Annotated in this window: 25 protein-coding genes; 8 read left to right on the plus strand and 17 right to left on the minus strand. The window is 58.1% G+C overall.

Annotation, left to right across the window (positions count from 1 at the left end):
* Window positions 1–78 precede the first annotated feature (78 nt).
* Window positions 79–663 carry a hypothetical protein gene (locus tag AC3WOK_RS17110; RefSeq protein WP_492354854.1) on the plus strand — a complete coding sequence of 195 codons (585 nt, stop codon included), beginning with the start codon at window positions 79–81 and terminating at the stop codon, window positions 661–663.
* A 160-nt stretch (window positions 664–823) separates the two neighbouring features.
* Window positions 824–1,210, plus strand: a complete 387-nt coding sequence (locus tag AC3WOK_RS17115; RefSeq protein WP_063429388.1) for a hypothetical protein — start codon at window positions 824–826, stop codon at window positions 1,208–1,210.
* A 278-nt stretch (window positions 1,211–1,488) separates the two neighbouring features.
* Here AC3WOK_RS17115 and AC3WOK_RS17120 read toward each other — a convergent pair whose 3' ends face one another.
* The 4 genes from AC3WOK_RS17120 to AC3WOK_RS17135 form a co-directional block, all read right to left on the minus strand.
* Window positions 1,489–1,725 (minus strand): hypothetical protein, encoded by a 237-nt coding sequence (locus AC3WOK_RS17120; protein WP_492354855.1) that lies wholly within the window; start codon window positions 1,723–1,725, stop codon window positions 1,489–1,491.
* Window positions 1,726–1,807: 82 nt separating this feature from the next.
* Window positions 1,808–2,398, minus strand: coding sequence for a hypothetical protein (locus tag AC3WOK_RS17125; protein WP_063429386.1), 591 nt, complete (start codon window positions 2,396–2,398; stop codon window positions 1,808–1,810).
* A 139-nt stretch (window positions 2,399–2,537) separates the two neighbouring features.
* Window positions 2,538–2,993 carry a hypothetical protein gene (locus AC3WOK_RS17130; protein ID WP_063429384.1) on the minus strand — a complete coding sequence of 152 codons (456 nt, stop codon included), beginning with the start codon at window positions 2,991–2,993 and terminating at the stop codon, window positions 2,538–2,540.
* Between the two features lie 230 nt (window positions 2,994–3,223).
* Window positions 3,224–4,105, minus strand: coding sequence for a LysR family transcriptional regulator (locus AC3WOK_RS17135; RefSeq protein WP_059310755.1), 882 nt, complete (start codon window positions 4,103–4,105; stop codon window positions 3,224–3,226).
* 105 nt (window positions 4,106–4,210) lie between these two features.
* Here AC3WOK_RS17135 and budA point away from each other — a divergent pair, with 105 nt between their 5' ends.
* From budA to AC3WOK_RS17155, 4 genes are all read left to right on the plus strand, one after another.
* Window positions 4,211–4,990, plus strand: a complete 780-nt coding sequence (gene budA / locus AC3WOK_RS17140; protein WP_010428351.1) for an acetolactate decarboxylase — start codon at window positions 4,211–4,213, stop codon at window positions 4,988–4,990.
* Window positions 4,962–6,683 carry an acetolactate synthase AlsS gene (gene alsS / locus AC3WOK_RS17145; RefSeq protein ID WP_492354856.1) on the plus strand — a complete coding sequence of 574 codons (1,722 nt, stop codon included), beginning with the start codon at window positions 4,962–4,964 and terminating at the stop codon, window positions 6,681–6,683. The genes budA and alsS overlap by 29 nt, the downstream gene beginning before the upstream one ends.
* A gap of 20 nt (window positions 6,684–6,703) precedes the next feature.
* Window positions 6,704–7,474 (plus strand): (S)-acetoin forming diacetyl reductase, encoded by a 771-nt coding sequence (locus tag AC3WOK_RS17150; protein ID WP_492354857.1) that lies wholly within the window; start codon window positions 6,704–6,706, stop codon window positions 7,472–7,474.
* Between the two features lie 138 nt (window positions 7,475–7,612).
* Window positions 7,613–8,086, plus strand: a complete 474-nt coding sequence (locus tag AC3WOK_RS17155) for a cold-shock protein (RefSeq protein ID WP_063955441.1) — start codon at window positions 7,613–7,615, stop codon at window positions 8,084–8,086.
* Between the two features lie 108 nt (window positions 8,087–8,194).
* On the opposite strand, the gene AC3WOK_RS17160 is transcribed toward AC3WOK_RS17155, so the two are convergent.
* From AC3WOK_RS17160 to AC3WOK_RS17180, 5 genes are all read right to left on the minus strand, one after another.
* Window positions 8,195–8,899, minus strand: a complete 705-nt coding sequence (locus AC3WOK_RS17160) for an ABC transporter ATP-binding protein (RefSeq protein WP_492354858.1) — start codon at window positions 8,897–8,899, stop codon at window positions 8,195–8,197.
* Window positions 8,886–9,722 carry an ABC transporter ATP-binding protein gene (locus tag AC3WOK_RS17165; protein WP_492354859.1) on the minus strand — a complete coding sequence of 279 codons (837 nt, stop codon included), beginning with the start codon at window positions 9,720–9,722 and terminating at the stop codon, window positions 8,886–8,888. The genes AC3WOK_RS17160 and AC3WOK_RS17165 overlap by 14 nt, the downstream gene beginning before the upstream one ends.
* Entirely contained in the window at window positions 9,715–10,548 is an 834-nt protein-coding gene (locus tag AC3WOK_RS17170) for an ABC transporter permease (RefSeq protein WP_059310761.1), read from the minus strand. Before AC3WOK_RS17170 ends, AC3WOK_RS17165 begins: the two co-directional genes overlap by 8 nt.
* On the minus strand, window positions 10,548–11,561 hold the full coding sequence (locus AC3WOK_RS17175; RefSeq protein WP_059310762.1) for an ABC transporter permease: 1,014 nt from the start codon (window positions 11,559–11,561) through the stop codon (window positions 10,548–10,550). Before AC3WOK_RS17175 ends, AC3WOK_RS17170 begins: the two co-directional genes overlap by 1 nt.
* A 98-nt stretch (window positions 11,562–11,659) precedes the next feature.
* Window positions 11,660–13,228, minus strand: a complete 1,569-nt coding sequence (locus tag AC3WOK_RS17180) for an ABC transporter substrate-binding protein (protein WP_059310763.1) — start codon at window positions 13,226–13,228, stop codon at window positions 11,660–11,662.
* A 201-nt stretch (window positions 13,229–13,429) separates the two neighbouring features.
* Between AC3WOK_RS17180 and AC3WOK_RS17185 the strand changes: the two genes are divergently transcribed.
* Window positions 13,430–14,128, plus strand: coding sequence for a GNAT family N-acetyltransferase (locus tag AC3WOK_RS17185; RefSeq protein WP_492354860.1), 699 nt, complete (start codon window positions 13,430–13,432; stop codon window positions 14,126–14,128).
* Window positions 14,129–14,160: 32 nt separating this feature from the next.
* On the opposite strand, the gene AC3WOK_RS17190 is transcribed toward AC3WOK_RS17185, so the two are convergent.
* From AC3WOK_RS17190 to betI, 8 genes are all read right to left on the minus strand, one after another.
* Window positions 14,161–15,855: a thiamine pyrophosphate-binding protein gene (locus AC3WOK_RS17190; RefSeq protein WP_492354861.1), complete on the minus strand. Its 1,695-nt coding sequence runs from the start codon at window positions 15,853–15,855 to the stop codon at window positions 14,161–14,163.
* A 33-nt stretch (window positions 15,856–15,888) separates the two neighbouring features.
* A complete protein-coding gene (locus AC3WOK_RS17195) occupies window positions 15,889–16,629 on the minus strand; it encodes an SDR family oxidoreductase (protein ID WP_492354862.1) in 741 nt (246 codons plus the stop codon).
* Window positions 16,630–16,902: 273 nt separating this feature from the next.
* Window positions 16,903–17,550 carry an anti-sigma factor gene (locus tag AC3WOK_RS17200; protein WP_492354863.1) on the minus strand — a complete coding sequence of 216 codons (648 nt, stop codon included), beginning with the start codon at window positions 17,548–17,550 and terminating at the stop codon, window positions 16,903–16,905.
* The gene (locus AC3WOK_RS17205; RefSeq protein WP_492354864.1) at window positions 17,547–18,101 is read right to left on the minus strand and encodes an RNA polymerase sigma factor; all 555 of its coding nucleotides are present in this window, start codon (window positions 18,099–18,101) and stop codon (window positions 17,547–17,549) included. The genes AC3WOK_RS17200 and AC3WOK_RS17205 overlap by 4 nt, the downstream gene beginning before the upstream one ends.
* Before the next feature lie 43 nt (window positions 18,102–18,144).
* Window positions 18,145–18,708 carry a fasciclin domain-containing protein gene (locus AC3WOK_RS17210; protein WP_023334833.1) on the minus strand — a complete coding sequence of 188 codons (564 nt, stop codon included), beginning with the start codon at window positions 18,706–18,708 and terminating at the stop codon, window positions 18,145–18,147.
* A gap of 585 nt (window positions 18,709–19,293) precedes the next feature.
* Window positions 19,294–20,958 carry a choline dehydrogenase gene (gene betA / locus AC3WOK_RS17215; RefSeq protein ID WP_492354865.1) on the minus strand — a complete coding sequence of 555 codons (1,665 nt, stop codon included), beginning with the start codon at window positions 20,956–20,958 and terminating at the stop codon, window positions 19,294–19,296.
* Window positions 20,959–20,971: 13 nt separating this feature from the next.
* A complete protein-coding gene (gene betB, locus AC3WOK_RS17220) occupies window positions 20,972–22,444 on the minus strand; it encodes a betaine-aldehyde dehydrogenase (RefSeq protein ID WP_492354866.1) in 1,473 nt (490 codons plus the stop codon).
* A 13-nt stretch (window positions 22,445–22,457) separates the two neighbouring features.
* A complete protein-coding gene (gene betI, locus AC3WOK_RS17225) occupies window positions 22,458–23,045 on the minus strand; it encodes a transcriptional regulator BetI (RefSeq protein ID WP_063955457.1) in 588 nt (195 codons plus the stop codon).
* A 128-nt stretch (window positions 23,046–23,173) separates the two neighbouring features.
* On the opposite strand from betI, the gene betT reads away from it, so the two are divergent.
* The gene (gene betT / locus AC3WOK_RS17230) at window positions 23,174–25,207 is read left to right on the plus strand and encodes a choline BCCT transporter BetT (protein ID WP_024906970.1); all 2,034 of its coding nucleotides are present in this window, start codon (window positions 23,174–23,176) and stop codon (window positions 25,205–25,207) included.
* The last annotated feature ends 100 nt before the right edge of the window (window positions 25,208–25,307 follow it).

Raw genomic sequence — 25,307 nt, forward strand, 5'->3', positions numbered from 1 at the left:
TTTACTTAGCTTGTTTGAAGGTAGTACATACTGAGAATGTTATTCTAAATTAATTGGTTATTACTGAGGGCTATATTTATGGATGCGTCTGAGACCATTGTGAATGAGATTGAAAAAGCATTAAAACAACTTATTGTCATTTGCAATAAATACTCGGTGTCAGGGAGTTTTAGCAGCGTCCATGATCTGGACAATGCCTTCCCATCCAACCTACCTCGTTCAACAGAGGTGGAATATCTATATGAAAATTACAACCCTGAAAAGTTAAAGATTGAAACAGGCTTCACGCCAATTAAACTTCACTCAGTCAGTGAGCTCTTGAAGGCTCAAAGTGGTTATGAATACTTACCAGATAATTATCTTGTTATTGGCGATGATTTAGGTGGAGGTAAACCGATAATTGCGGTTATCGATGAAGGGAGTTCCTCTGTTTATGCAGATTATGATGTAATTGAACCGTTTCAGATAGCTAGTAGTCTCTCTGGGTTCATATATTCTTTAGCTGAGCTTATTGATTTGGTATATGGTCAATATGATATCTTTGATATAGCAGATGATAATAACGAAGTAAAAGATGATTTTATTGATGAGCTGCGGGAAAGGATTGTGCCTCTTATTGGTAATGAAAATTTCAATGCGTTTTATAATTATTTTTATGGATAGATTTTTTCTTTAAAAAGGAAACCCTCACGGTAAAATATCATTTTATAGCGAGGAAATATTCTCTTTTTTCTTATGGGGTATTGTAAATAAGATTTAAAAGAGTAATGCTGTGTTTTTATTCAAGTGGAATTAATCTAATGCATGAAAGAAGAGGGGTTATATGCAGGCTACGCGAGTAATGGGAGAAGGATATGAACCTTACGTTGAGCAATTAGGTGACAAACTGATTTATTCATTACCTGTTGAATCAGGATTTGTCAGTTTTCATTTTGAGTTTGATATTCTTCAGACCGATCTTGACGTCCTGCTGTCCGATCATTACCGGCGGGCCGTCCTGGAAATGACCGCACACACTTTGCTCCAGAGTTCGACGTTGAAGGGACACAAACGATTCACTCAGAACGATTTTGATAACCTTATCGCCACTACTCTTCATGCATCGCAAGAGCATCTTAGCGCATTCATTTCTCAGATTAATCGGGAGCACAATATTTCGATTGAACATTATGTTAATGACATAATGAATAGACGCTTAACTAAAGGATGAATATACCGAACCCAGATAAGGTCAACATTATTGTAATAATAACGCTGGATCGATAGCTCTTTTCAACCTCGTGCTGCCCGAAAAGATCAAATCGATTTTTTCGTGAGAAGCGCTCAGGTGGTTCTGTTTTTCCTTGAGTAGCTTCCCACAAACGCTTATCTGTCGGTGTCGTCCAGTGTGGAGGATGCCTATCTTTTACCTTGCTAAACATTTTGCCGGGAGCTGGAGGCAGGTAAGGAAACAGAATCAGGATGAGCTCGCGTATTGTCATGCTTTTCTCATTGCCTGGCGCTCTTCATTGCATCCTGCTTCCCCGGGTTGCATTGCTGTTTTGTACCAGGAAGATAAAAATGCCCCGATGGATCCGGATCTGTTCCGCCCGGACAACCCGCTCGGCCATTAGATGAGGCGGTGCCATCAGAACCGTTTCCGCCATCACCACCCTTACCGCCATCAGCAGCATTTACATCGAATGCACTGAGTAAGAGCAAACAGGCAATAGCGTGCTTACTCATCAAAACCTCCATTGTTCAACCCATAAACATTCAGGAAAATATTCACGCGAGGTTTCCTTTCGGAACATTTCACAGGTACACCTCACGTCTGACTTTCAATATTCTCTCTGACCGCCTTCAGCGTCCTTTTACGGATCCAGCCGCTGCCCGCCCGGATTACCAGCCAGTAAGCTGTCATCCTTAGCCGAGTGCTTCTGTCCGGACAATAGACGAACGTTTCCGTACAGAGTTCATGTTGCCCTGGCGCCAGTTCCGTTATCCGATAGCGAAGTAACAGTTTCGCACTGCCCGGAGCGGCTGGCGTCTGAAAAGCACTGGCATCCGGCACGTCTTCCAGACCGAAATCTGTCCGCCAGAATTGCCCGATTAAGCCATAGCACAGCTCAGATGCTGAGCTTTTCAAAAGGGTAAAGCTGTGCAAACCAAAGTCGCCGATCGCGTTAGATTGCGGGTTGCGCAGAAATTTCTGCGGTATTTGACGTAATGACATTAGCCGCTGAATCACGGGGTCTTGCCGGACGTCAAAGTTAGCAATCAATGGCAGAATAGTTTCAGGATGAGCAGTATGAATGACCGTTCGATGTTTCTCATGAAATTGAAACTGGGGTAGAAAAGCGGGAACGTCCCGCCAGTGAGCAAGCGCTTTGCGGGTAACGAATCCTGGATTCAGCATCTCTCATCCTTGTCATCCATTGAGCCCAGCCAGAGTAACAGATGCTTTGATATAGACAATTACCAGGAAAAGAGAGGGGTATCTGGCCGAAATCCTCGCCCGTCCGCAGCAGCAGAACCCCTGCCTCCCATCACCCGCCTTAATGTGCCGGAATATACGGCTCCTTCACAAACTCAGCCAGCAGCCAGACCATATCATGCAGTAGCCCAGTGAGTTCTTTCGCCACGCTTGCAGGCAGTGTCCCGCCCATCACCGCCAGCGTTAACGCCACAGCATAATCCACCTGCAACGCCGTCTCCTGCCAGCAGTCCGGCACGCAGGAAACGATCTTCTCCCCCGCGATGAGCCGTTCAACCAGATGCGGGGGAAGCTCCGTATCGCAATGTTCACGCAGGCGTTTAAGCAGTTCCAGCAAGCGCTCGCAAAGTATGGAAAACGTCACGGGATCGTCAGTTTCCACCAGCACGCTCACACAGGCGGCGCAGGTGTCAGCCAGTTCGAAGAGATCTGCGGAATCGCAAAGCTGAAGATTGATGAGGTGATGAACAGCGCTTTCATCAGAGAGCGCATAAGAAAAGTTAGGTGTAGTCGCCATTTAGCATCCTCGTTGTGCAAAAAAGTGTCATGTTATGCTAACGGGTTCCTACGCCCGGTTACGGATGTACCGCAACGCAAGCACTTTACGACCGTGAAGAAGGGATGAAAAGGGATACCCCTGAATTACATAAGGTTGCTTGCAGGTTTGCGAGGCGGCTTCCAGAAGGGCATTGCCGGGTGGTGGCTACGCCTTACCCGGCCTACAACAACCACCAACCAAATCGACCGCTACCCCTCGCTCATCATCGCCAGAAACCGTTTCACCGTCCGCGAGCGTTCAAAGCGCCGCCAGCAGAGCGCGATATCGGTATAAAGCTCCGGCGAGCTCAGCGCGTGGTAGGTAACATTCGGTGGAGAAATGGCCGCCATGGATTTAGGCACCAGCGCGAAGCCGCCGCCCGCGGAAACCATGCTCAGGGAGGATGAAAGCTGTGATGACTGCAGCGCGTGCTGCACGTCAATCCCGGCCCGCTCGCAGCAGCCGTAAACCCGGTCGTACAGGCCGGGCGCGACCTCCTGCGGGAAGAGCACCACCGGCGTATCACGCAGCTGGTCCAGCGCCAGATCGCCGCTTGCCGCCAGCGGATGGTCGCGATGCAGCGCCACCACCATCGGCTCCCGGTCGAGGATTGTTAACTCGAACGCCTTGCTGCTCTCGCACGGCAGGCGCACGAAGGCGATATCCAGCTCACCCTCCGCCAGCATCGTCGTCAGCGAAGACATATTGGCTTCCACCTGGTGAACCTGCACCGCCATGTTCTGCACCTGGTACTGACGGATCAGGGCAAAAATTTTGGGATGAAAAGCGTCGGAGCTGGTGATGCCAATCGACAGGCTGCCGTTCAGCCCGCGCGCGATGCCGCGGGCTTTCTCCAGCGCGGCGTCGCTCAGCGCCAGGATCTTGCAGGCGTCCTCGTAGAAGGCTTCTCCCGCTTCGGTCAGCTCCACGCCCCGCGTCAGGCGTCTGAACAGCGGCGTGCCCACTTCCTCTTCGAGCCGTTTGATCTGCTGACTCAGAGGAGGCTGTGAAATACCCAGCGCTTCGGCCGCCCTGGTGAAGTGTCGCTCGCGTGCAACCGCGACAAAATACCGCAGATAACGAAGTTCCATATCTAAAACGTCTCAAACCACCATGGATTCTATATTGGAACTCTCTGCTGAATCGGGTCAACATTTATTTAACCTTTCTAAATAAAGTTGAAGAGGACGAGCGTGATGATGCATTCATCTGCCTGCGACTGTGAGGCCAGCTTGTGCGAGACCCTGCGCGGGTTCTCCGCCCAGCATCCTGACAGCGTGATCTATCAGACATCGCTAATGAGCGCCCTGCTAAGCGGCGTGTACGAGGGGGAGACCACCATCGCCGATCTGCTGGCGCACGGTGATTTTGGTCTGGGCACCTTCAACGAGCTGGACGGCGAAATGATTGCCTTCAGCAGCAAAGTGTACCAACTGCGCGCCGACGGCAGCGCCCGGGCCGCGAAGCCAGAGCAGAAAACGCCGTTCGCGGTGATGACCTGGTTCCAGCCCCAGTATCGGATAACCTTCAATGGCCCGGTCAGCCGTCAGCAGATCCACGACGCGATCGACCAGCAAATTCCCTCCGATAATCTGTTCTGCGCGCTGCGCATCGACGGCAACTTCCGCCATGCCCACACCCGCACCGTACCGCGCCAGACGCCGCCGTACCGCGCGATGACCGACGTGCTGGATGACCAGCCGGTGTTCCGCTTTAACCAGCGCGAAGGGGTGCTGGTCGGGTTCCGCACGCCGCAGCATATGCAGGGCATTAACGTAGCGGGCTATCACGAGCATTTCATCACCGATGACCGTCAGGGCGGCGGACATCTGCTCGACTACCAGCTGGAGAGCGGCGTGCTCACCTTCGGTGAAATTCACAAGCTAATGATTGACCTGCCCGCCGACAGCGCGTTTTTACAGGCCAACCTTCACCCCAGCAATCTTGATGCAGCGATCCGTTCCGTCGAAAACTAACAGGAGAACTACCGTGAACAGTGAGAAACAGTCACGTCAGTGGGCGCACGGCGCCGATATGGTTGTCGGCCAGCTGGAAGCGCAGGGCGTGAAGCAGGTGTTCGGGATCCCGGGTGCGAAAATCGACAAGGTCTTTGACTCCCTGCTGGACTCCTCCATCGAGATTATTCCCGTCCGCCACGAGGCGAACGCGGCGTTTATGGCGGCGGCGGTAGGGCGGCTGACCGGCAAGGCCGGGGTCGCGCTGGTCACCTCCGGGCCGGGCTGTTCGAACCTGATCACCGGCATCGCCACCGCCAACAGCGAAGGCGACCCGGTGGTGGCGCTGGGCGGGGCGGTGAAGCGGGCGGATAAAGCCAAGCTGGTGCACCAGAGCATGGATACCGTCGCCATGTTCAGCCCGGTCACCAAATACGCTGTAGAAGTCAGTTCACCGGACGCCATTGCCGAGGTGGTATCGAACGCGTTTCGCGCCGCCGAGCACGGCAGGCCGGGGGGCGCGTTCGTCAGCCTGCCGCAGGATATTGTTGACCAGCCCGCGACAGGGGCGATTTTACCCGCCAGCGGCCCGGCGCTGATGGGCCCGGCGCCGGAATCCGCCATTAACGACGTGGCGAAGCTTATCGACAACGCTAAAAACCCCGTCATCCTGCTTGGCCTGATGGCAAGCCAGCCCGCAAACAGCGCCGCGCTGCGCAAGCTGCTGGAGAAAAGCCGTATTCCGGTCACCAGCACCTATCAGGCCGCCGGGGCGGTGAACCAGGAACACTTCACCCGCTTCGCCGGACGCGTCGGCCTCTTTAACAACCAGGCAGGCGACAGGCTGCTTCACCTGGCGGATCTGATTATCTGCATCGGCTACAGCCCGGTGGAGTACGAACCGTCCATGTGGAACAGCGGCGACGCCACGCTGGTGCACATTGACGTGCTGCCCGCCTATGAAGAACGTAACTACGTGCCGGATCTGGAACTGGTGGGGGACATCGCCGAAACCCTGAACCTGCTCGCTAACCGCATCGATCGTAAGCTGGAGCTGAGCCAGCGGGCATCAGAGATTCTGGTCGATCGCCAGCATCAACGCGATCTGCTCGACCGCCGTGGCGCCTCGCTCAACCAGTTTGCCCTGCATCCGCTGCGCATCGTGCGCGCCATGCAGGACATCGTGAATAACGACGTAACGCTCACCGTGGACATGGGCAGCTTCCACATCTGGATCGCCCGCTACCTCTACAGCTTCCGGGCGCGTCAGGTGATGATCTCCAACGGTCAGCAGACCATGGGCGTCGCGCTGCCGTGGGCGATCGGCGCGTGGCTGGTCAACCCGGGGCGCAAGGTGGTGTCGGTTTCCGGCGACGGCGGCTTCCTGCAGTCGAGCATGGAGCTGGAAACCGCGGTGCGCCTCAACGCCAACGTGCTGCACATCATCTGGGTGGATAACGGCTACAACATGGTGGCCATCCAGGAAGAGAAAAAATACCAGCGTCTTTCCGGCGTCGAGTTCGGCCCGGTCGATTTCAAAGTGTATGCCGACGCCTTCGGCGCGAAAGGCTTTGCCGTGGAGAGCGCGGACGCACTTGAGCCGACGCTGCGCGCGGCAATGGATGTCGACGGCCCCGCGGTGGTAGCCATTCCCGTCGACTACAGCGATAACCCGCTGCTGATGGGCCAGCTCCATCTCAGCCAGATTTTGTGAATCAATATAAGGACAGAGAAATGCAAAAAGTTGCTCTCGTAACAGGCTCAGGCCAGGGGATTGGTAAAGCGATTGCGCTGCGCCTGGTGAAAGATGGCTTTGCCGTTGCCATCGCGGATTATAACGACGAGACGGCGAGAGCCGTAGCCGACGAAATCATCCGCAACGGCGGCAGCGCCGTCGCCGTGAAGGTGGATGTCTCTGACCGCGAGCAGGTGTTTGCGGCGGTGGAAAAGGCCCGCACCGCGCTGGGCGGCTTCGACGTGATCGTTAACAACGCCGGGGTTGCGCCGTCCACGCCAATCGAATCCATCACGCCGGAGATTGTCGACAAGGTTTACAACATCAACGTGAAAGGGGTGATCTGGGGCATTCAGGCCGCGATCGACGCGTTTCGCAAAGAGGGGCACGGCGGCAAGATCATCAACGCCTGCTCCCAGGCGGGCCACACCGGTAACCCGGAGCTGGCCGTCTACAGTTCCAGCAAGTTCGCGGTGCGCGGCTTAACCCAGACCGCCGCGCGGGATCTCGCGCCGCTGGGGATCACCGTTAACGCCTACTGCCCGGGCATCGTCAAAACGCCGATGTGGGCGGAGATCGACCGTCAGGTCTCCGAGGCGGCGGGTAAACCGCTCGGCTACGGGACCGAAACCTTTGCCAAACGCATTACGCTTGGCCGCCTGTCCGAACCGGAAGATGTCGCCGCCTGCGTCTCATACCTCGCCGGGCCAGACTCTGACTATATGACCGGCCAGTCGCTGCTCATCGATGGTGGGATGGTCTTCAACTAAAAACGTAATACTAATAAGCTCTGACATGAGTTTTCCCCTGCCTCCGTGCAGGGGCTTTTTTTTGTCTCCTCCGCCATTGTGCATTACACTGCGCGCTGCAAAACTTTAGTCATTACGATCTGACAGGCGGTAACAGCGATGAACGGTACAATCACAACGTGGTTTAAAGATAAAGGCTTTGGATTTATCAAAGATGAAAACGGCGACAACCGCTATTTTCATGTGATTAAGGTCGCGAACCCCGATCTGATTAAGAAAGATGCCGCGGTGACCTTTGAGCCAACCACCAATAACAAAGGCCTCTCCGCCTATGCGGTGAAGGTGATCCCCGAAAGCAAGCATCTCTATATTGCGGGCGAGCGCGTGAAGCTCACCTCGATCAAATCCTTCGTGGTGTTCAGCGAAGAAGAGCCGGTTGATGCCAAAATCGACAAAGAGAACGCGGTGCTGTCGGTAGGGCTGCTGATGAATAGCATCAAGCCGAAGTCCGATAAAAAGCCGGGCGAAATGCGCACGGTGAAGAAGCTGGCGATCACCACCTTCCAGAATACGACGATGATCTTCACCGAAGATGAAATCGACATTGATGCCACGGTGAAGCTGCTGAAGTGATTTTTTGCCGGGTGGCGGCTGCGCCTTACCCGGCCTACAAAAAAACCTCAACGCGGCACGAAACGTAGGCCCGGTAAGCGCAGCGCCACCGGGCACCGCCGCGCGCACTTACCCCATCCTGTGCTCGCCCCGTAACATTGCCTCGTGGTCAAACACCTTCTGGATCTCACCGTGCGCCATAAACGCTGCCCGGTCGGACATATGCGCAACCACGTCCGCGTCGTGGCTCACCAGCAGATAGGTCATGCCGTGCTCGGCTTTCAGGCGGTTGAGCAGGTTCAGGATCTCCGCCTGTACGGACATATCCAGCGCCGAAGTGGGCTCGTCCAGCAGCAGAAGCTGTGGCCGCAGCAGCAGCGCGCGGGCAATCGCCACGCGCTGGCGCTGGCCGCCGGAAAGCTGGTGCGGGTAGCGTTTCCCTGCGTCGGCGGAAAGCCCCACCTGCCGCAGCGCATCCGCCACCTTTTCGGCAACCTGAGTTTCACCGTGGATGTTTAACGGCTCTGACAGGGTACGCGCAACGGTGTGGTTCGGGTGCAAAGAGGCCCACGGATCCTGAAACACCATCTGCACGTTGCGGCGAAGCTCGCCTTTAAAACGTCGTCCTGGCCGTAACGCTTCTCCCAGGATCGAAATGCGGCCGTTCCACTCGCGCTGCAGCCCCGCCAGCACGCGCAGAATAGTCGATTTCCCGCAGCCGGATTCGCCAATCAGGCTGAAGGTTTCGCCTTTTTCAATGGCAAAGCTGGCGGCGGACACCGCCGTTTTCTCCCCGAAGCTCACCTGGAGCTGGTTTACGTCAACGAGAGCCATTGTTCACCTCCTTCCACGGCTGCGAGCGGTCCAGCGTCGGCAGCATCTGTCCATAGGTACTGGCGTTCGGACGGCAGGTCCACAGGGTGCGCGTATACGGATGCGTCGCCTGCGGGAGCTGGCTTGCCGCCATCTCATCGACCTTTTCACCCTGATACATCACGAGCACGCGGTCGCAGTGCTCCGCTACCAGCGGCAGATCGTGGCTGATTAACAGCATCGCCATCTGACGCTCTTCGCACTGCTGCACCAGCAGTTCGAGGATCTGGTTGCGCAGGCGGGCGTCCAGTGCGGAAGTGGGTTCGTCGGCAATCAGCACCTGCGGGTTGTTGATCAGCGCCATCGCAATCATCACCCGCTGGCCCATGCCGCCCGAGAGTTCGCCGGGGTAGCGCTGGAGGATATGTTCGTTAAGTCCGACGGCGCGGATGATGTCGTGAATGCGCGCCAGGCGTTCAGCGCGGGGCAGGCGCTGATGCAGGGTCAGCGCTTCATCAAGCTGGGCGGCGACGTTTTTCGCCGGATTCAGCGCGTAGCGCGGGTCCTGCAGGACCATCGCAATGCCGTTGCCGCGCAGCGCCTGCCAGCGGCGTGTGCTCAGGGTCAGCAGGTCGTTGCCGAGCACGTTAAGCCGGTTCGCGCTCATGATGCCGGGCTTACGCACCAGCCCCATCAGGGCGCGGGCGGACATCGACTTGCCCGAGCCGGATTCCCCCACCAGCGCCAGCCGCTCGTTGCCTAATGTAAAGCTCAGGCCGTTGACCACGCGGGCGGCGGGGTAGTCGATGTTCAGCGCATCGACGATGACGCGTTGTTCAGTCATGCTGTGGCTCCAGTACGTCGCGCAGGCCGTCGCCCAACAGGTTAAAGGCCAGGCTGGCAAACAGAATAGCCCCGCCCGGAATGGCGGCAATCCACCACTGGTCGAAAATCACCTGCATGCCGTCGGCAATCATCGCGCCCCATTCGGCCATCGGCGGACGTGCGCCAAGGCCGAGAAAGCCAAGACCGGCGGCGGCCAGAATAATGCCTGCCAGATCCAGCGCCAGCCGCACAATCGCGGACGGCAGGCACAGGGGCAGAATATGGCCGACCAGCAGGCGCGGGCCGCGAATGCCCATCATCTCGGCGGCGGCCAGGTAGTCGCTGTGGCGCAGGCGCTGAATTTCACTCCGCGCCTGACGCGCGTAGGCCGGCCAGGTGGTTAAGGCCAGCGCCAGCGCGCCGTTGACCAGCCCCGGGCCAAGCATTGCCACAAACGCGAATGCGAGGATCAGGCGCGGCATCGACATCACCACGTCGGTAAAGCGCATCAGGATGCGCTCCATCCAGCCGCCGTAGTAGCCGGACAAAATCCCCACCAGCAGCCCGGCGGGCAGGGTGATAACGGTAACTAATGCCACCAGCCCGAGCGCCGGTCGCGTGCCGTAAATCAGGCGCGAAAGCAGGTCGCGCCCGTAGCTGTCGGTGCCCAGCCAGTGCTGGCCGTTCGGTGCCTGCAGGCGCGCGGCCGCGTCCTGCCAGTTCGGGTCAAGCGGCGCGAGCCACGGCGCGAACAGGGCGATCAGCACCAGCAGCGCGATGGCAATCAGTCCGCAAAAGGCGGCGGGTGAGCGGCGCAGGCGGCGTAAGAAAAGATAAAACGGCATTAGCGCACCCTGGGATCGGTTGCCCGCACGAGCAGGTCGGTAAGGTTATTGATCAGCACAAAGCAGACGCCAATCAGCAGCGTGCCGCCCATGATGGCGGTGGTGTCTCCGGCGAACAGGGCGGTGGTGAGATAGCGCCCGATGCCCGGCCACGAGAAGACGGTTTCGGTCAGTACCGCACCTTCCAGCATGCTGGTGTAGGCCAGCGCAATCACCGTCAGCAGGGTGCCGTGAATGTTCGGCAGCACGTGGCGCAGCAGGATGGTCATCTCCCCGGCACCCTTGGCGCGGGCGAGCAGGATGTACTCTTTGTTCATCTCGCTCAGGCAGGCGGATCGCGTGAGGCGGGTAATGCTTGCCAGCGAGTAATAGGCCAGCAGCAGTACCGGCAGCACCAGGTGGCTGATGGCGTTGCGGAACGCCTCGCGGTCGCCGGAAAGCCAGGTATCTATGAGCACAAAGCCGGTGCGCGGCTCGACGGTGAACTGCCAGATATCGTCCAGCCTGCCGGGACCCGCGCTCCACTGCAGCTTCGCGTAGAACAGGGCCAGCATCAGCAGGCCGAGCCAGAAGATCGGCACCGAGTTGCCGAGCAGGGTGAGGGTTCTGATGGCGAGATCGAGCGGTGAACCGGCGTAGCGGGCGCACAGCACCCCGGCAATCACGCCGAGTACGGCTCCGATGATCAAGGCAAGGGTGGCCAGCTCCAGCGTGGCGGGGAAGGCGTGCAGCAGATCCTGTAGCACCGGCTGTCCGGTGGCGCTGGCGGTGCCTAAATCACCGTGGGCGAGGTTTTGCAGATAGTGCCAGAACTGCACGGGCAGCGGCCGATCCAGCCCGAGCTGGTGGCGAACCTGATCGTAGGTTGACTGGCTGGCGTGATCGCCGACGATCTGCAGCACGCGATCGACCGGGGAAAAAGCCGAGAGCGCAAACGTGACGAGCAGCAGCCCGAAAAGCGTGAGCAGCAGGGTCAGCAGACCCTGGAGCACGCGGCTGGAAAGATGTGGCATGGGAAATCTCTTCATGCCGGGTGGCGGCTTCGCCTTACCCGGCCTACAAAAACCGAGAACGTAGGCCGGGTAAGCGCAGCGCCACCCGGCAACAAGGGCTACTTCGTAACGCGATCGTACCAGACCATATCCGCGTTCAGCCCCTGTTGATACCCCTTCACGTTATCGCGCACCACGATCTGGGTTTTGCCCTGGTCGACGAACACGTACGGCGAGCTATGCTGCAGCTGTTCCTGCATTTTCTTGTACAGATCCAAACGCTTCGCCGGATCCGGCTCGGCAACCGCCGCCAGCGTGGCTTTGTTCAGCTCTGGAATTTTCCAGCCGTTCAGGCCGGCCACGGTGCTTGATTTACCGTCGTTCCACGCGAAGGCGCTGGCGTTAGAGTGCGCGTCAAAATAGTCCGGTATCCACAGACGGATCGCCGCCTGATGCTGCTTCGCGCGCACGCGGGCGTACACCTGGCTACCGGCTGCGGGCAGCAGATCCACCTTCACGCCGCCCTGGGCAAAGCTCGCCTGCATCGACTGGGCGATGGTGATAAACGGCGGCTTGTTCTCCACGTCCAGCGTGAAGTGCGCGTCTTTAATGCCCGCTTTGGCGAGGATCGCTTTCGCCTTCGCCGGGTCAAATTTAAACGGATTGTCTTCCAGCGCGCCCGGCAGACCGACCGGCAGGAAGCTCTGATGAACAAAATACTGGCCTTTCAACAGGTTTTTGGTGATGCCTTCATAGTCGACCAGCCAGCGCGAGGCCTCCCAGAATGCCGGGTTGTTCAGCAGCGGGTTGGCGCTGTTGCCGGTGTTGAATACCAGGTAATTTTGCTCGGCGGACGGGATGCTCAGCACCTTCACGCCGGGCTTGCCGTCCAGGGCGCTAATCTGATCTGCCCCCAGATCGCGCGCAACGTCCGCGTCACCCTGCTGGATCAGCAGGCGGCGGGAGGCCGGATCGGGGACGTTTTTAATGATGATGCTTTTCAGCTTTGGTGCACCGCCGGGGGCGGAGTCGTTGGCTTCCAGCACGATGGCCTGATGCGGCTGATAGACGCGCATTTTGAACGCGCCGCTGCCCGCCGAGTGCATTTTCAGCCACGCGTTGCCGAAGTCGTTATCCTTCACGTTCGCCGCAACCAGCTTTTGATCCACGATGGAGGCAATCGGCGTGGAGAGAATATTCAGCGCCACCGCCGGGCTGACGTCTGCCGTCCAGTGAAGCTGGAGGGTATGGTCGTCCACTTTTTTCAACTGGCTGGCGATGTTGCTGGCGTCCCAGCCCAGCACGTTGAGGATAAAGGCCGGGGATTTGTTCAGCGTCACGGCGCGGGTGTACGAGAAAATCACGTCTTCCGGGCGCAGCGCGTTGCCGGAGGCGAATTTTGCATCGGACTTGAGCTTGATGGTCAGGGTTTTTGCTGCCGCGTCGGCGTCCCAGCTTTCCGCCAGTATCGGGGTGATTTTTTCCGGGTTATCGCGGTCCGGCTGCACCAGGCGCTGATACAGGCTCGGCACGGTCTGGATGCTGGAGAGCTCGTTGGCTTCAGCCGGGTCGAGGCTCACGATGTCATCAAGCCCCTGGGCAACAACCAGCGTGTTGGGCGGAGTAGCGGCGTGGGCAGCGCTTGAGAGCGCAGCCAGCACCAGTAACGGCAACAGTTTTTTTGTCATAGCGATCCCTGAGAAGAATATATTGTGATTGTTTTATGCTCCGCTACGTTAGGTGGTCTCTGAAATTACGCAAAGTCGAAATTCAGCTTTCCTTATGCCTTACTGGAATATCGCATGCGCTCGGGCTATTAAAATACGCTGCTTTTCGCCCGCTTTTTAACCTGCTATAACAAACTCCTTACCTTTCAGGGAGTCAACGTCGTGCCAGAAATCAATCAACATGGTCAAACCGTTAACGATATCGTACCTGGCTGGACGGGCGCGCGCGTCTTAACCCGCACGCCGCTGTTCGGCCAGTACTGCCGTCTGGAGGTGCTGGATGCCGATCGCCACGCGGCCGATCTCTATGAGGCGTATGCCCTGGGCGACGACAGCGACTGGACGTGGCTTGCCAGCACGCAGCCGACGAGCGTGGAAGCCACCGCGCACTGGATCGTGGCGAAGGTGATGGACGATGAGCTGGTGCCGTTTGCCGTCATTGATTTACGCACCGAGCGGGCGGTGGGGCTGGTGAGCTATATGGCCAACGAGCGTCTGCTGGGGTCGGTTGAAATCGGTCACGTGACCTGGTCGCGGAAGATGAAAGGCTCCCGCATCGGCACCGAAACGGTGTGGCTGCTGCTGAAAAATGCGTTTGAGCACGGCTACCGTCGGCTGGAGTGGAAGTGCGATTCCATGAACGTGGCGTCGCGCAGGGCGGCGGAGCGGCTGGGGTTTGTCTGGGAAGGACGCCTGCGCCAGAAGCTGGTGCGCAAAGGTCGCAACCGCGACAGCGATATGCTTTCTATTATTGACGGTGAATGGCCGCAAAGAGACGCGGAGCTGCGCGCCTGGCTGGCGGCGGATAATTTTGACGGGGAAGGGCGGCAGATTAAGCGGTTAGAGGCGTTTCGGTTATAGGTGTTTTTGTAGGGTACATCTGAAACGGTCGATCAATCCGCGGAAATGGCAATTTCAATCAAGTTGGTTTTTCCGGACTGCAGCCCCTGCGCCACCGCCGTGGCGATATCCGCGGCCTGGGTGACCCGGCAGCAGCGAATGCCCAACGCGGTGCCCAGCGACTGAAAATCAATTTGCGGGTTAATCAGATCCATCCCGATAAAACGCCCCAGCTTCGTCGAACTGTAGCCCGGCTGACCTTTCATAAAGTTTTTCAGGATGTTGTACTCCAGGTTATTCATCACGATAAAGGTGACGGGCAACGCTTCGTGCGCTGCCGTCCAGAGCGCCTGCGGTGAATACAGCGAGGCGCCGTCGCCAACCAGACACACTACAGGCTCGCGCCCCAGCCCCAGCGAGTGGCCTACTGCCGCGGGCATCCCCCAGCCCAGACCGCCGCCGCGCATAAAGTAGTACCGCTGATGCTGACGATCGGAAATAAACCTGCGGACGTGTCTGGCCGTGGCAATGGCCTCATCGACAATCGTCGTGCCCGCCGGAATGGCGCGGATGACTTCCCAGGCCGCCACCATCGGGGAGATAGCCGGGCGCAACCGTTCGGCGGCCAGGCGTTCTTCCTGCTGCCGCCACTCGTTTTCCCGCTCCTCGCGCGCCTGAGCCAGCAGTTGCTGGTGGAGCAGCTTGCTGGCAGCCCGGTGCTGGTCCAGTCTCGGCAGCAGGTCGCGCAGAGAGAGCTTGATGTCACCCATCACCGAAAGGCGAGTGGCATACGAGCGGCCAAGCTCGTTCATATCCGCCGAGAGCTGATACACCGCGCAGCTTTCCGGAATGGCCTCGCCCTCGCTATACAAAATGGCGATCAGGCTTCTGCCGCCAATGATAAACACGGCATCGTAGGCGTTGATGACGCTGGCAATTTCTCCTGCGGTGGTGGGCATGTTGCCCCGCCAGAGCGCGTGCTGGGTGGGAAAAGGCAAATTCAGCGGCCAGGAGGAGCCGTAGACGTGGGCGCTGAGCGCTTCCGCAAGCTGGACAATTTCCTGCGTCGAGCCGCTGGAGTGAACTTCATCGCCCGCCACAATCATAACCCTGCCGGGGGGAACCGCGCTGAGCGCCTGCGCCAGATCGTCCAGCGAGCCCGCGACGGTGTGATAGTCCACTCTGGACGCCGTCTGTATCCCGGCGTCGCTCAGCTCTTCCATGACGTTCATCGGCAGAGAGAGCAGGACCGGGCCACCCGGAGGATAGCTGGCCGCGTGAAACGCGCGGCGCACCAGCACCGGGAGCTGGTCGGCGCTGGTAACCTCCTGCGCCCACTTCATGACCGGAGAACCAATGGAGACAATGTCATCATACAGAAGCGGGTCGCGGATGTAGTGCCGCGTGTCCTGCTGTCCGACGGTGACCACCAGCGGGGTTTTCATGATCCGCGAATTGATCAGATTCCCCATGCCGTGCCCCAGACCGCTGGCGGTATGCAAATTGATAAAGCCGGTTTTGCCGGAGGCTTTCGCATAGCCGTCGGCAATGGCAACCACGCTGCTCTCCTGGAGCGCCAGAACATAGTGAATATTTTCATGCCGAAGCAGAGCATCGATGAGCGGAAGTTCGGTGGTGCCGGGATTGCCAAAAATATATTCCACGCCTTCACTCTCCAGCACTTCAAGGAGAATATCGGCGCCGGAGCGCATATTTAAATCTGATAAGGACGTTAATGATTTAATCATAATGACACCTCATTCAGTATTATTTAAGGCATGCTAAAATTCTTCCTGCGTCGGACGAACAACAATTTCATTAATATCAACGTCGCCTGGCTGTTCGATGGCAAATAAAACGGAGCGGGCAATCGCGTCAGCCGAAATAGCCTGCTTATAAAACTCATGGAGAAATTTTTTACTCTCTTCGTCTGAGCTGCCGAACTGCAGCTCGCTTTCGACCGCGCCGGGAGAGATAAGCGTGGTGCGTATCGTTTTACCTGCTTCCTGGCGCAGACCCTCGCTCAGCGCGCGAACGGCGAATTTTGTCGCGCTGTACACCACACCGCCGGGGGCAAGAACCTTGATGCCCGCTACCGAGGCAACGTTAATAAAGTGTCCACTTCCCTGGCGCTGGAACACCGGTAATGCGGCCGCGACGCCGTACAGTACCCCTTTCAGATTGGTATCAATCATCTTGTCCCATTCGTCGGTTTTCAGCTCGCTGAGGGGGGCGATAGCCATAAAGCCGGCGTTGTTGATCAGCACGTCCACACGCTGGTATGCGGCGATGGCAGCCTCAATGGCGCGGTGGACCTCTTCCTGACGGGTTACATCGGCCTTGACGGCGATGGCCTTACCGCCTTGCTGGATTATCCTGTCCACGAGGGCATTAATTTTGTCCTGACGGCGCGCCACCAGGACCAGCGAATACGCGTTATTCGCTAAATGGAGGGCTATGGCCTCACCAATCCCGCTGCTGGCTCCGGTGATAACGACAACCTTGTTTGCACTATTATTCATGATGTTATCTCACTGTTGTGTGATTCAAAAAATAAAAGGCAGGGAAGGATTAAAGAATAACGGCGAATTCTTTAATTCTCGTTTTTGATATATTGTATATCTGACATGAAATAAGGTTCGCTTAAAACTTAATGGAGTACGGAAGAGTATGTCAATAACGTTTTATAATAATAAAATTAATTGCAAGCCTAATATTTAATTCTTATATGTAACTGTCATATGAACAGAATGAAATTGGGTGCCCCTCGCATCCCTGCGAATAAGGCACGAGGATTATATTTTTCCACTGTACAGCACGGGCCCCGTGGGAAGGCCGGTGGGTGAGCCTCCCTCTGGTTCAAGGCTTATCGCTATCGTGGCGTCAGGAGTCAGTGCTGTGTTCCTGAGAGTAACGCGTGTCGGTATGGCGATGTGCAGCAGCCCCAGCGATATCGGCGCCTGACCGTCAGGGATCAGCCAAAGCTGCAGGCTATGTTGTGCCGCAACGGCGTTCGGTCTGAGCGGGGTAATGCTCAGATGCTCGCGTCTGGCGTCCGCACTGACTACCCACTCCCCATGCTGCCGGGCATCGTTGAGCACCATCAGCGGAGCGAGTTCCGGCGTGCGGGTGGAATACCAGGCAATGACGGTAACGGCAGCGAGGGAAGCCGCGGCCATCCAGCCGATATAAGGACGGCTTTTACGCAAAGGCGTTGTAGAGGGCAGATCGAGGACGATTCTCTTCCACACCGTTTCTGGCGGAGGGACTGGCGCAAGATGGCTATCGAGCGTGCTGAACATGTTCTGCCAGTAAGCAGCGCGGGCGGCCAGGGCGGGTTCAGCGGCAAGCCTTTTCTGAAACTGAAGCCGCGCCCCTCCCCGCAGAGTGCCGAGGGCATATTCTGCTGCCAGCATGTCGTCGCGTTTTTCAGCGTCATTCATAGCCCTACACACTCCCGAAGATGATCCATTGCGCGGCGGATCCAGCTTTTTACTGAGCCCACAGGCTGCTGAAGCCAGTCTGCTATGTCGCTGTGTGACATGCCCTGATAGTAGGCGAGCGTAATGCTCTGACGCTGTTCGTGGCTCAGGTGTTCCAGGCAATGCCTGAGCCGTGCTGCCTGCGCGTCGTCGTGCCAGCTGTTCGGCTCGTCGCTTTCGCTCAGCAGACTCTCTTCGGAATACGACTCCTCGCGGGCGACAGCGCGGGTTTGCCCGCTGCGCAGCCAGTCAATACAGCGGTTGCGAACAATATGCGTAAGCCAGGTCATCGGAGAGCTCAGGGCGGCGTTATAGGTTTCAGCTTTACTCCAGACGGTGACAAAACAGTCGTGAAGGATCTCTTCTGCCCAGGCGCGATGATGAAGCATGCGCAGCGCGACGGCAAACAGGTGAGGAGATGTGAGTCGGTAAAGTTGTTCAAATGCGCGGCGATCGCCGTTAGCGATCGCCTGCATTAATTTCAACTGCTGTTGAGCCAGCGCGTTATCCATGTTTTTCCCGGAAGGCAACGTCACACTTCCGAAGTATAGACAACTACTTAGGCATCAGGACGGTATCAATCACATCGATCACGCCATTTTTCTGATGGACGTCATAGGTGCTGATGTTCGCCACGTTACCTTTACCGTCCTTGAGCTGAATATTGTGCGGGCCGTTACTCATGATCCACAGAGGCTGACCGTTTACGGTCTTAAGCTCCGCGTGACCGCCGCCCTGTTTAATTTTCTGCTCCAGCGCTTTCATATCGTAATTACCGGCGACCACGTGATAGGTCAGGATGCTGGTGAGCAGCGCTTTATTTTCCGGCTTCACCAGATTGTCGACCGTACCCGCAGGCAATTTTGCAAATGCCGCATCGGTGGGCGCAAAGACGGTGAATGGCCCTTTGCTCTGCAGCGTATCTACCAGCCCGGCCGCTTTGACCGCCGCCACCAGCGTGGTGTGATCTTTTGAATTCACAGCGTTTTCAACAATGTTTTTGCTCGGGAACATTTCCGCTCCGCCCACCATCACGGAGCCTGATGTCATGGCCGCTGATGCGCCTGCACAGAAGAGTAAAGCGCTGGATACGAATGCAACACTGAGTAGCTTTTTCATCATTTATCCTCGGATTAAGGAGCAAAGGCGTTGCTCACATACTCACATACGAGGGCAGGGGGAAAACTGGATGCAGGGAAATGAAAATAAATTTTTGAAGGGGTAGGTTAATCCCCTCTCCCCTATGGGGCTGAGGGGGCCCCACAAAGTAATGCCAGCACGGAACAGTCCCCTCGCCCCTCCGGGGAGAGGTGAGGGGAACATACAGCTGTAGTGGTCATTCCGTTCACTTTATGTTCCTTGCTACTCTGTAACTCCATAACCGGTGAACGTGCCAGGGTGGCTCAGTCGCCACCACCCTGGCGACCCGGGCTCCCGGCGGTAAATCGCCGCTACGCGGTGCCCTCGGCTTATTCCTTCCGGCTTATCGGGGACGGGCGGAGGTAACGTCCCTGTGAAGCCCGCCCTCTCGGCGCATCCATGCGCCTCGCCCCGGCCTGCAGGAAACGCCTCAGCGATTTACAGCCGGACCAGGGCATCGCTGAAAGGCTTCAGTCGTTCTTAAACAACGTTATTGCTGCTGCTTAAAAATTACTGGTGATCCTTCAGCCTATGGGGAGAGGGCCAGGGTGAGGGGAAATATTTTCAGCGCCTCACCGGTGCCCCGTTCGCCACATAATACGCCGCCGTGCTCTTCGCCAGCGGCTCGCGACCGCGAATGGCGTCGGCAACCTTCTCGCCAATCATAATGGTGGTGGCGTTCAGGTTGCCGGTGATGATCTGCGGCATAATTGACGCATCCACCACGCGCAACCCTTCCATCCCGTGAACGCGACCTTCGCCGTCGACCACCGCCATCTCGTCATAGCCCATCTTGCAGGTGCCGCACGGGTGGAAGGCGGTTTCGGCGTGGTTGCGCACGAACTCGTCCAGCTGTTCGTCGGTCTGGCAGTCGATGCCCGGGCTGATCTCGCGCCCGCGGTATTTATCAAGCGCCGGCTGGTGCATGATCTCGCGGGTGATGCGGATCGCGTCGCGGAACTCCTGCCAGTCCTGCTCGTGAGACATATAGTTGAACAGGATCGCCGGATGCTGGTGCGGATCGCGTGACGTGATGCGCACGTGCCCGCGGCTCGGCGAGCGCATGGAGCCGACGTGGCACTGGAAGCCGTGCTCTTTTACCGCGTTCGAGCCGTTGTAGTTAATCGCCACCGGCAGGAAGTGGTACTGAATATTGGGCCACTCGAACTCTTCGCGGCTGCGGATAAACCCGCCCGCTTCGAAATGGTTGCTCGCCCCCACGCCGGTGCCGCCAAACAGCCACTCGGCGCCAATCTTCGGCTGGTTCCACCACTGCAGGGCAGGGTAGAGGGAAACCGGCTCTTTGCATTCGTACTGAAGGTACATCTCCAGGTGATCCTGCAGGTTTTCGCCCACGCCGGGTAAATCATGCACCAGCGGAATATCGAACTGCTTCAGCAGCTCGGCGTTGCCCACGCCGGAGCGCTGCAGGATCTGCGGGGAGGCGATCGCGCCTGCGCACAGCAGCAACTCTTTCTTCGCCGTCGCTTTGGATGGAATGGTGCTTTCGCCTTCCAGCCACTCGACGCCCACCGCGCGCTTGCCTTCGAAGAGGATGCGATCGGTCATGGCGTGGGTGCGGATGGTCAGGTTCGGGCGCTTTTTGGCCTGGTCCAGATAGCCGCGCGCGGTGCTGGCGCGTCGGCCCTGCGGCGTGACCGTGCGGTCCATCGGGCCGAAGCCCTCCTGCTGATAGCCGTTAAGATCGTCGGTGCGCGGGTAGCCCGCCTGCACGCCCGCTTCCACCATCGCCTCAAACAGCGGGTTCACGCCCGGTTTGGAAGTAGTGACGCTCACCGGGCCGTCGCCGCCGTGGTAGTCGTTCGGGCCCACGTCCCGCGTTTCCGCCTTGCGGTAGTAGGGCAGACAGTTGAGGTAGCTCCAGTGCTCCAGACCCGGCTCTTTAGCCCAGTTGTCCAGGTCCATGGCGTTACCGCGCACGTAGCACATGCCGTTGATCAGCGACGAGCCGCCCAGCCCTTTGCCGCGCCCGCACTCCATGCGGCGGTTGTTCATGTACGGCTCTGGCTCGGTTTCATACGCCCAGTTGTAGCGCTTGCCCTGCAGCGGGAACGCCAGCGCGGCGGGCATCTGGGTGCGGAAGTCAAAGCGATAATCCGGCCCGCCCGCTTCAAGCAGCAGGACGGTGGTATTCGGATCTTCGGTCAGTCGCGTTGCCAGTACGTTGCCGGCAGAGCCGGCCCCGATAATGATGTAGTCAAATTGCAAATAAACCTCCCGGTTAAAATATGGACTGGAATTTACCCATCTCAACCTGGATGGACTTCACCTGGGTGTAGCTCTGGAGCGTCATTACTCCGTTCTCGCGGCCGATGCCGGAGTGCTTGTAACCGCCAACCGGCATCTCTGCGGCGGATTCACCCCAGGTGTTGATCCAGCAGATGCCCGCTTCGAGCTGATGAATGGCGCCGTGGGCGCGGTTCAGGTCGGCCGTGACGATGCCTGCCGCCAGACCGTAGTCGGTGTCGTTGGCGCGGCGAATGGCTTCTTCATCCGTTTCGTAGATGAGGATGGACATCACCGGGCCGAAGATCTCCTCGCGCACGATGGTCATCTCGTCGGTGCAGTCGGTGAAGACGGTCGGGGCGATCCACGCGCCGCTGTCAAAGCCTTCGCCCTTCAGCACGTCGCCGCCGCACAGCACGCGCGCGCCTTCCTCTTTGCCTTTGGCGATGTAGCGCAGCACGCTGTCGCGGTGCGGGAAGCTGACCATTGGGCCAAAGTTGGTGTTTTCATCGAACAGATCGCCCGCGCGGATACGGCCCACGCGCTCAACGATTTTCTGCTCAAACGCGGCTTTAAATTTCGCGGGCACGAACACGCGGGTGCCGTTGGTGCACACCTGGCCGGAGCTGAAGAAGTTCGCCATCATGGCAATGTCCGCCGCGAGATCGAGATCCGCGTCGTCGAAAATAATCAGCGGCGATTTGCCGCCCAGCTCCATCGTCACCTCTTTCAGGGACGAGGCCGCCGAGTTGGCCATCACCTTTTTGCCGCTGGCGACGCCGCCGGTGAAGGAGACTTTGGCGATGCCCGGATGGTCGGTCAGGAACTGGCCGGTCTCCGCGCCCACGCCCGGCAGAACGTTAAACACCCCGTCCGGCAGACCGGCTTCGGTGTAGATCTCGGCGAGCTTAAGTGCGGTGAGCGGGGTGACCTCGCTCGGCTTAAAGATCATCGCGTTGCCCGCCGCCAGCGCCGGAGCGGATTTCCACAGGGCGATCTGGATCGGGTAGTTCCACGCGCCGATGCCCGCCACCACGCCCAGCGGTTCGCGGCGGGTGTAGACGAACGAGGTCTCACGCAGAGGGATCTGGCTGCCTTCCAGCGCCGGGATCAGCCCCGCGTAATACTCCAGCACGTCCGCGCCGGTGACGATGTCCACGGTTGAGGTTTCGGAAAAGGCTTTACCGGTGTCGAGGGTTTCCAGTTTTGCCAGCTCGTCGTTACGCTCGCGCAGGATATCGACGGCGCGGCGCAGAACGCGAGAACGCTCCATCGCGGTCATCGCCGCCCAGATCTTCTGCCCGCGCCGTGCGCTTTCCACGGCGCGGTCGACGTCTTCGCGCCCGGCGGCTTGCACGGTCGCCAGAACTTCACCGTTGGCCGGGTTGATGGTCTCGAAGGTGCGACCGCTGGTGGCCGATGTATAACCACCATTGATATAAAGCTGCTGTTCTGCCATTCGGGACATAAATTCTCCTCGGTTAATCGGTCGGTAAATGCTGGCTGATAAAGTGGCTGGTAAGCGACTGGGCCAGCGTCTTATCCAGCGGTTTGCCGCTCAGAGCCGCGCGCAGCCATAGTCCGTCAATCAGTGCCGCCAGCCCGTAGCCCGCTTCCTGCGCCTGTTTGCGCGGCAGTTCGCGGCGGAACTCGTATACCAGGTTTGACAGTAAGCGGCGGCTGCTTACCTGCTGCAGGCGGTAGAGCATCGGCTGGTGCATGCTGCTCGCCCAGAAGGCCAGCCAGGCCTTCATCGCCGCGCTGCTGACCTGGGTCTCATCAAAATTGCCGCCGACAATCGCCTGCAGGCGCTGCTCCGCGCTGCCGTTCGGCAGGGCATGCAGGCGGCTTAATACCGCGTCACGCAGCTGGCCGGTGATGTCGCGCATGGTCGCTTCCAGCAGACCGTTTTTGTCTTTGAAGTAGTGACTGATGATCCCCGTGGAAACGCCCGCCCGACGGGCGATCTGCGCGATCGTCGCATCGTGCATTCCCACTTCATTTATTGCTTCCAGCGTGGCGTCGATAAGCTGCCTGCGCCGGATTGGCTGCATCCCCACTTTGGGCATTGTTGCCACTCCATTCATCAGCGTTGGTTATACATTAAAGCGGTTTTTGATTGGACGTTCAATATAAAATGTGTCTTAATTGTTGCGGATTTGGATTTTAATAGTTACAAAAACAGTGGGGATACTGGATGACAGACCTTTCACAAGACAGAGAAAAGGACAAAATCAATCCGGTTGTTTTTTATACATCCGCAGGACTGATTTTGTTGTTTTCCCTGACAACCATCTTCTTTCGTGATTTTTCTGCCGAGTGGATTGGGCGGACCCTGAACTGGGTGTCGAAGACCTTTGGCTGGTACTACCTGCTGGCGGCGACGCTCTATATCGTCTTCGTGGTCTGCATTGCCTGCTCGCGCTTCGGGTCGGTGAAGCTTGGGCCCGAGCAGTCAAAACCCGAGTTCAGCCTGCTGAGCTGGGCCGCGATGCTGTTTGCCGCCGGCATCGGCATCGACCTGATGTTCTTCTCCGTGGCCGAACCGGTCACGCAATATATGCAGCCGCCGGAAGGGGCAGGGCAGACGATGGAGGCCGCGCGCCAGGCGATGGTCTGGACGTTGTTCCACTACGGCCTGACCGGCTGGTCGATGTACGCCCTGATGGGGATGGCGCTCGGATACTTTAGCTATCGTTATAATTTACCCCTCACCATCCGCTCTGCGCTGTACCCGATTTTCGGGAAAAAGATAAACGGACCGATTGGCCACAGCGTGGATATCGCGGCGGTGATCGGCACCATCTTCGGTATCGCGACCACGCTCGGGATTGGCGTGGTGCAGCTCAACTATGGGCTGAGCGTGCTGTTTGATATTCCGGATTCGATGGCGGCGAAGGCGGCGCTGATTGCGCTGTCGGTGATTATCGCCACCATTTCGGTGACCTCCGGCGTCGACAAGGGCATTCGCGTGCTCTCCGAGCTGAACGTCGCGCTGGCGCTGGGCCTGATCCTGTTCGTGCTGTTTATGGGTGACACCTCGTTCCTGCTCAATGCCTTAGTGCTGAACGTGGGGGACTACGTGAACCGCTTTATGGGCATGACGCTGAACAGCTTCGCCTTTGACCGCCCGGTGGAGTGGATGAACAACTGGACGCTGTTCTTCTGGGCGTGGTGGGTGGCGTGGTCGCCGTTCGTTGGCCTGTTCCTGGCGCGTATTTCGCGTGGGCGCACCATCCGCCAGTTTGTGATGGGCACGCTGATTATCCCGTTCACCTTTACGCTGCTGTGGCTGTCGGTGTTCGGCAACAGCGCGCTGCACGAGATCATTCATGGCAACGCGACCTTCGCGCAGGAAGCAATGGCGCACCCGGAGCGCGGCTTCTACAGCCTGCTGGCGCAGTACCCGGCGTTTACCTTCAGCGCGTCCGTGGCGACCATTACCGGCCTACTGTTCTACGTCACCTCCGCGGATTCCGGCGCGCTGGTGCTGGGCAACTTCACCTCGAAGCTGAAGGACATTAACAGCGACGCGCCGAACTGGCTGCGCATCTTCTGGTCCGTCGCCATCGGCCTGCTGACGCTCGGCATGCTGATGACCAATGGCATCTCGGCGCTGCAGAACACCACGGTGATCATGGGGCTGCCGTTCAGCTTCGTCATCTTCTTCGTGATGGCCGGGCTGTATAAATCCCTCAAGGTGGAAGACTACCGCCGCGTCAGCGCCAGCCGCGACACCGCGCCGCGTCCGATGGGCGCGCAGGACAGGCTGAGCTGGAAGAAGCGCCTGTCGCGCCTGATGAACTACCCGGGCACGCGCTACACCAAACAGATGATGGAGACGGTCTGCTTCCCCGCCATGGAAGAGGTGGCCCAGGAGCTGAAGCTGCGTGGTGCTTACGTGGAGCTGAAAAACCTGCCGCCGGAGGAGGGCGAGACCCTGGGACACCTGGATCTGCTGGTGCACATGGGCGACGAGCAGAACTTTGTCTACCAGATCTGGCCGCAGCAGTACTCGGTACCCGGTTTTACCTACCGGGCGCGCAGCGGGAAATCGACCTACTACCGGCTTGAGACCTTCCTGCTGGAAGGGAGCCAGGGGAACGATTTAATGGATTACAGCAAGGAGCAGGTGATTACGGACATTCTGGACCAGTATGAACGGCACCTGAACTTTATCCATCTGCACAGGGAAGCGCCGGGGAATAGCGTGATGTTCCCGGATGTTTGATTGATGACAAACATCTGCCATTAACAATTCAGCCGTCTTTGTTGCCGGGTGGCGCTGCGCTTACCCGGCCTACAAACTGCTTTACCGTAGGCCTGATAAG

The sequence above is a fragment of the Enterobacter sp. FW301-JW81 genome (genome assembly GCF_058788735.1).

Bases quoted from the DNA above. Each gene is read 5' to 3' on its own strand.
- AC3WOK_RS17110 (WP_492354854.1), top strand. From the start codon at position 79: ATGGATGCGTCTGAGACCATTGTGAATGAGATTGAAAAAGCATTAAAA.
- AC3WOK_RS17115 (WP_063429388.1), top strand. From the start codon at position 824: ATGCAGGCTACGCGAGTAATGGGAGAAGGATATGAACCTTACGTTGAG.
- AC3WOK_RS17120 (WP_492354855.1), bottom strand. From the start codon at position 1,725: ATGAGTAAGCACGCTATTGCCTGTTTGCTCTTACTCAGTGCATTCGAT.
- AC3WOK_RS17125 (WP_063429386.1), bottom strand. From the start codon at position 2,398: ATGCTGAATCCAGGATTCGTTACCCGCAAAGCGCTTGCTCACTGGCGG.
- AC3WOK_RS17130 (WP_063429384.1), bottom strand. From the start codon at position 2,993: ATGGCGACTACACCTAACTTTTCTTATGCGCTCTCTGATGAAAGCGCT.
- AC3WOK_RS17135 (WP_059310755.1), bottom strand. From the start codon at position 4,105: ATGGAACTTCGTTATCTGCGGTATTTTGTCGCGGTTGCACGCGAGCGA.
- budA (WP_010428351.1), top strand. From the start codon at position 4,211: ATGATGCATTCATCTGCCTGCGACTGTGAGGCCAGCTTGTGCGAGACC.
- alsS (WP_492354856.1), top strand. From the start codon at position 4,962: ATGCAGCGATCCGTTCCGTCGAAAACTAACAGGAGAACTACCGTGAAC.
- AC3WOK_RS17150 (WP_492354857.1), top strand. From the start codon at position 6,704: ATGCAAAAAGTTGCTCTCGTAACAGGCTCAGGCCAGGGGATTGGTAAA.
- AC3WOK_RS17155 (WP_063955441.1), top strand. From the start codon at position 7,613: ATGAACGGTACAATCACAACGTGGTTTAAAGATAAAGGCTTTGGATTT.
- AC3WOK_RS17160 (WP_492354858.1), bottom strand. From the start codon at position 8,899: ATGGCTCTCGTTGACGTAAACCAGCTCCAGGTGAGCTTCGGGGAGAAA.
- AC3WOK_RS17165 (WP_492354859.1), bottom strand. From the start codon at position 9,722: ATGACTGAACAACGCGTCATCGTCGATGCGCTGAACATCGACTACCCC.
- AC3WOK_RS17170 (WP_059310761.1), bottom strand. From the start codon at position 10,548: ATGCCGTTTTATCTTTTCTTACGCCGCCTGCGCCGCTCACCCGCCGCC.
- AC3WOK_RS17175 (WP_059310762.1), bottom strand. From the start codon at position 11,561: ATGCCACATCTTTCCAGCCGCGTGCTCCAGGGTCTGCTGACCCTGCTG.
- AC3WOK_RS17180 (WP_059310763.1), bottom strand. From the start codon at position 13,228: ATGACAAAAAAACTGTTGCCGTTACTGGTGCTGGCTGCGCTCTCAAGC.
- AC3WOK_RS17190 (WP_492354861.1), bottom strand. From the start codon at position 15,855: ATGATTAAATCATTAACGTCCTTATCAGATTTAAATATGCGCTCCGGC.
- AC3WOK_RS17195 (WP_492354862.1), bottom strand. From the start codon at position 16,629: ATGAATAATAGTGCAAACAAGGTTGTCGTTATCACCGGAGCCAGCAGC.
- AC3WOK_RS17200 (WP_492354863.1), bottom strand. From the start codon at position 17,550: ATGAATGACGCTGAAAAACGCGACGACATGCTGGCAGCAGAATATGCC.
- AC3WOK_RS17205 (WP_492354864.1), bottom strand. From the start codon at position 18,101: ATGGATAACGCGCTGGCTCAACAGCAGTTGAAATTAATGCAGGCGATC.
- AC3WOK_RS17210 (WP_023334833.1), bottom strand. From the start codon at position 18,708: ATGAAAAAGCTACTCAGTGTTGCATTCGTATCCAGCGCTTTACTCTTC.
- betB (WP_492354866.1), bottom strand. From the start codon at position 22,444: ATGTCCCGAATGGCAGAACAGCAGCTTTATATCAATGGTGGTTATACA.
- betI (WP_063955457.1), bottom strand. From the start codon at position 23,045: ATGCCCAAAGTGGGGATGCAGCCAATCCGGCGCAGGCAGCTTATCGAC.
- betT (WP_024906970.1), top strand. From the start codon at position 23,174: ATGACAGACCTTTCACAAGACAGAGAAAAGGACAAAATCAATCCGGTT.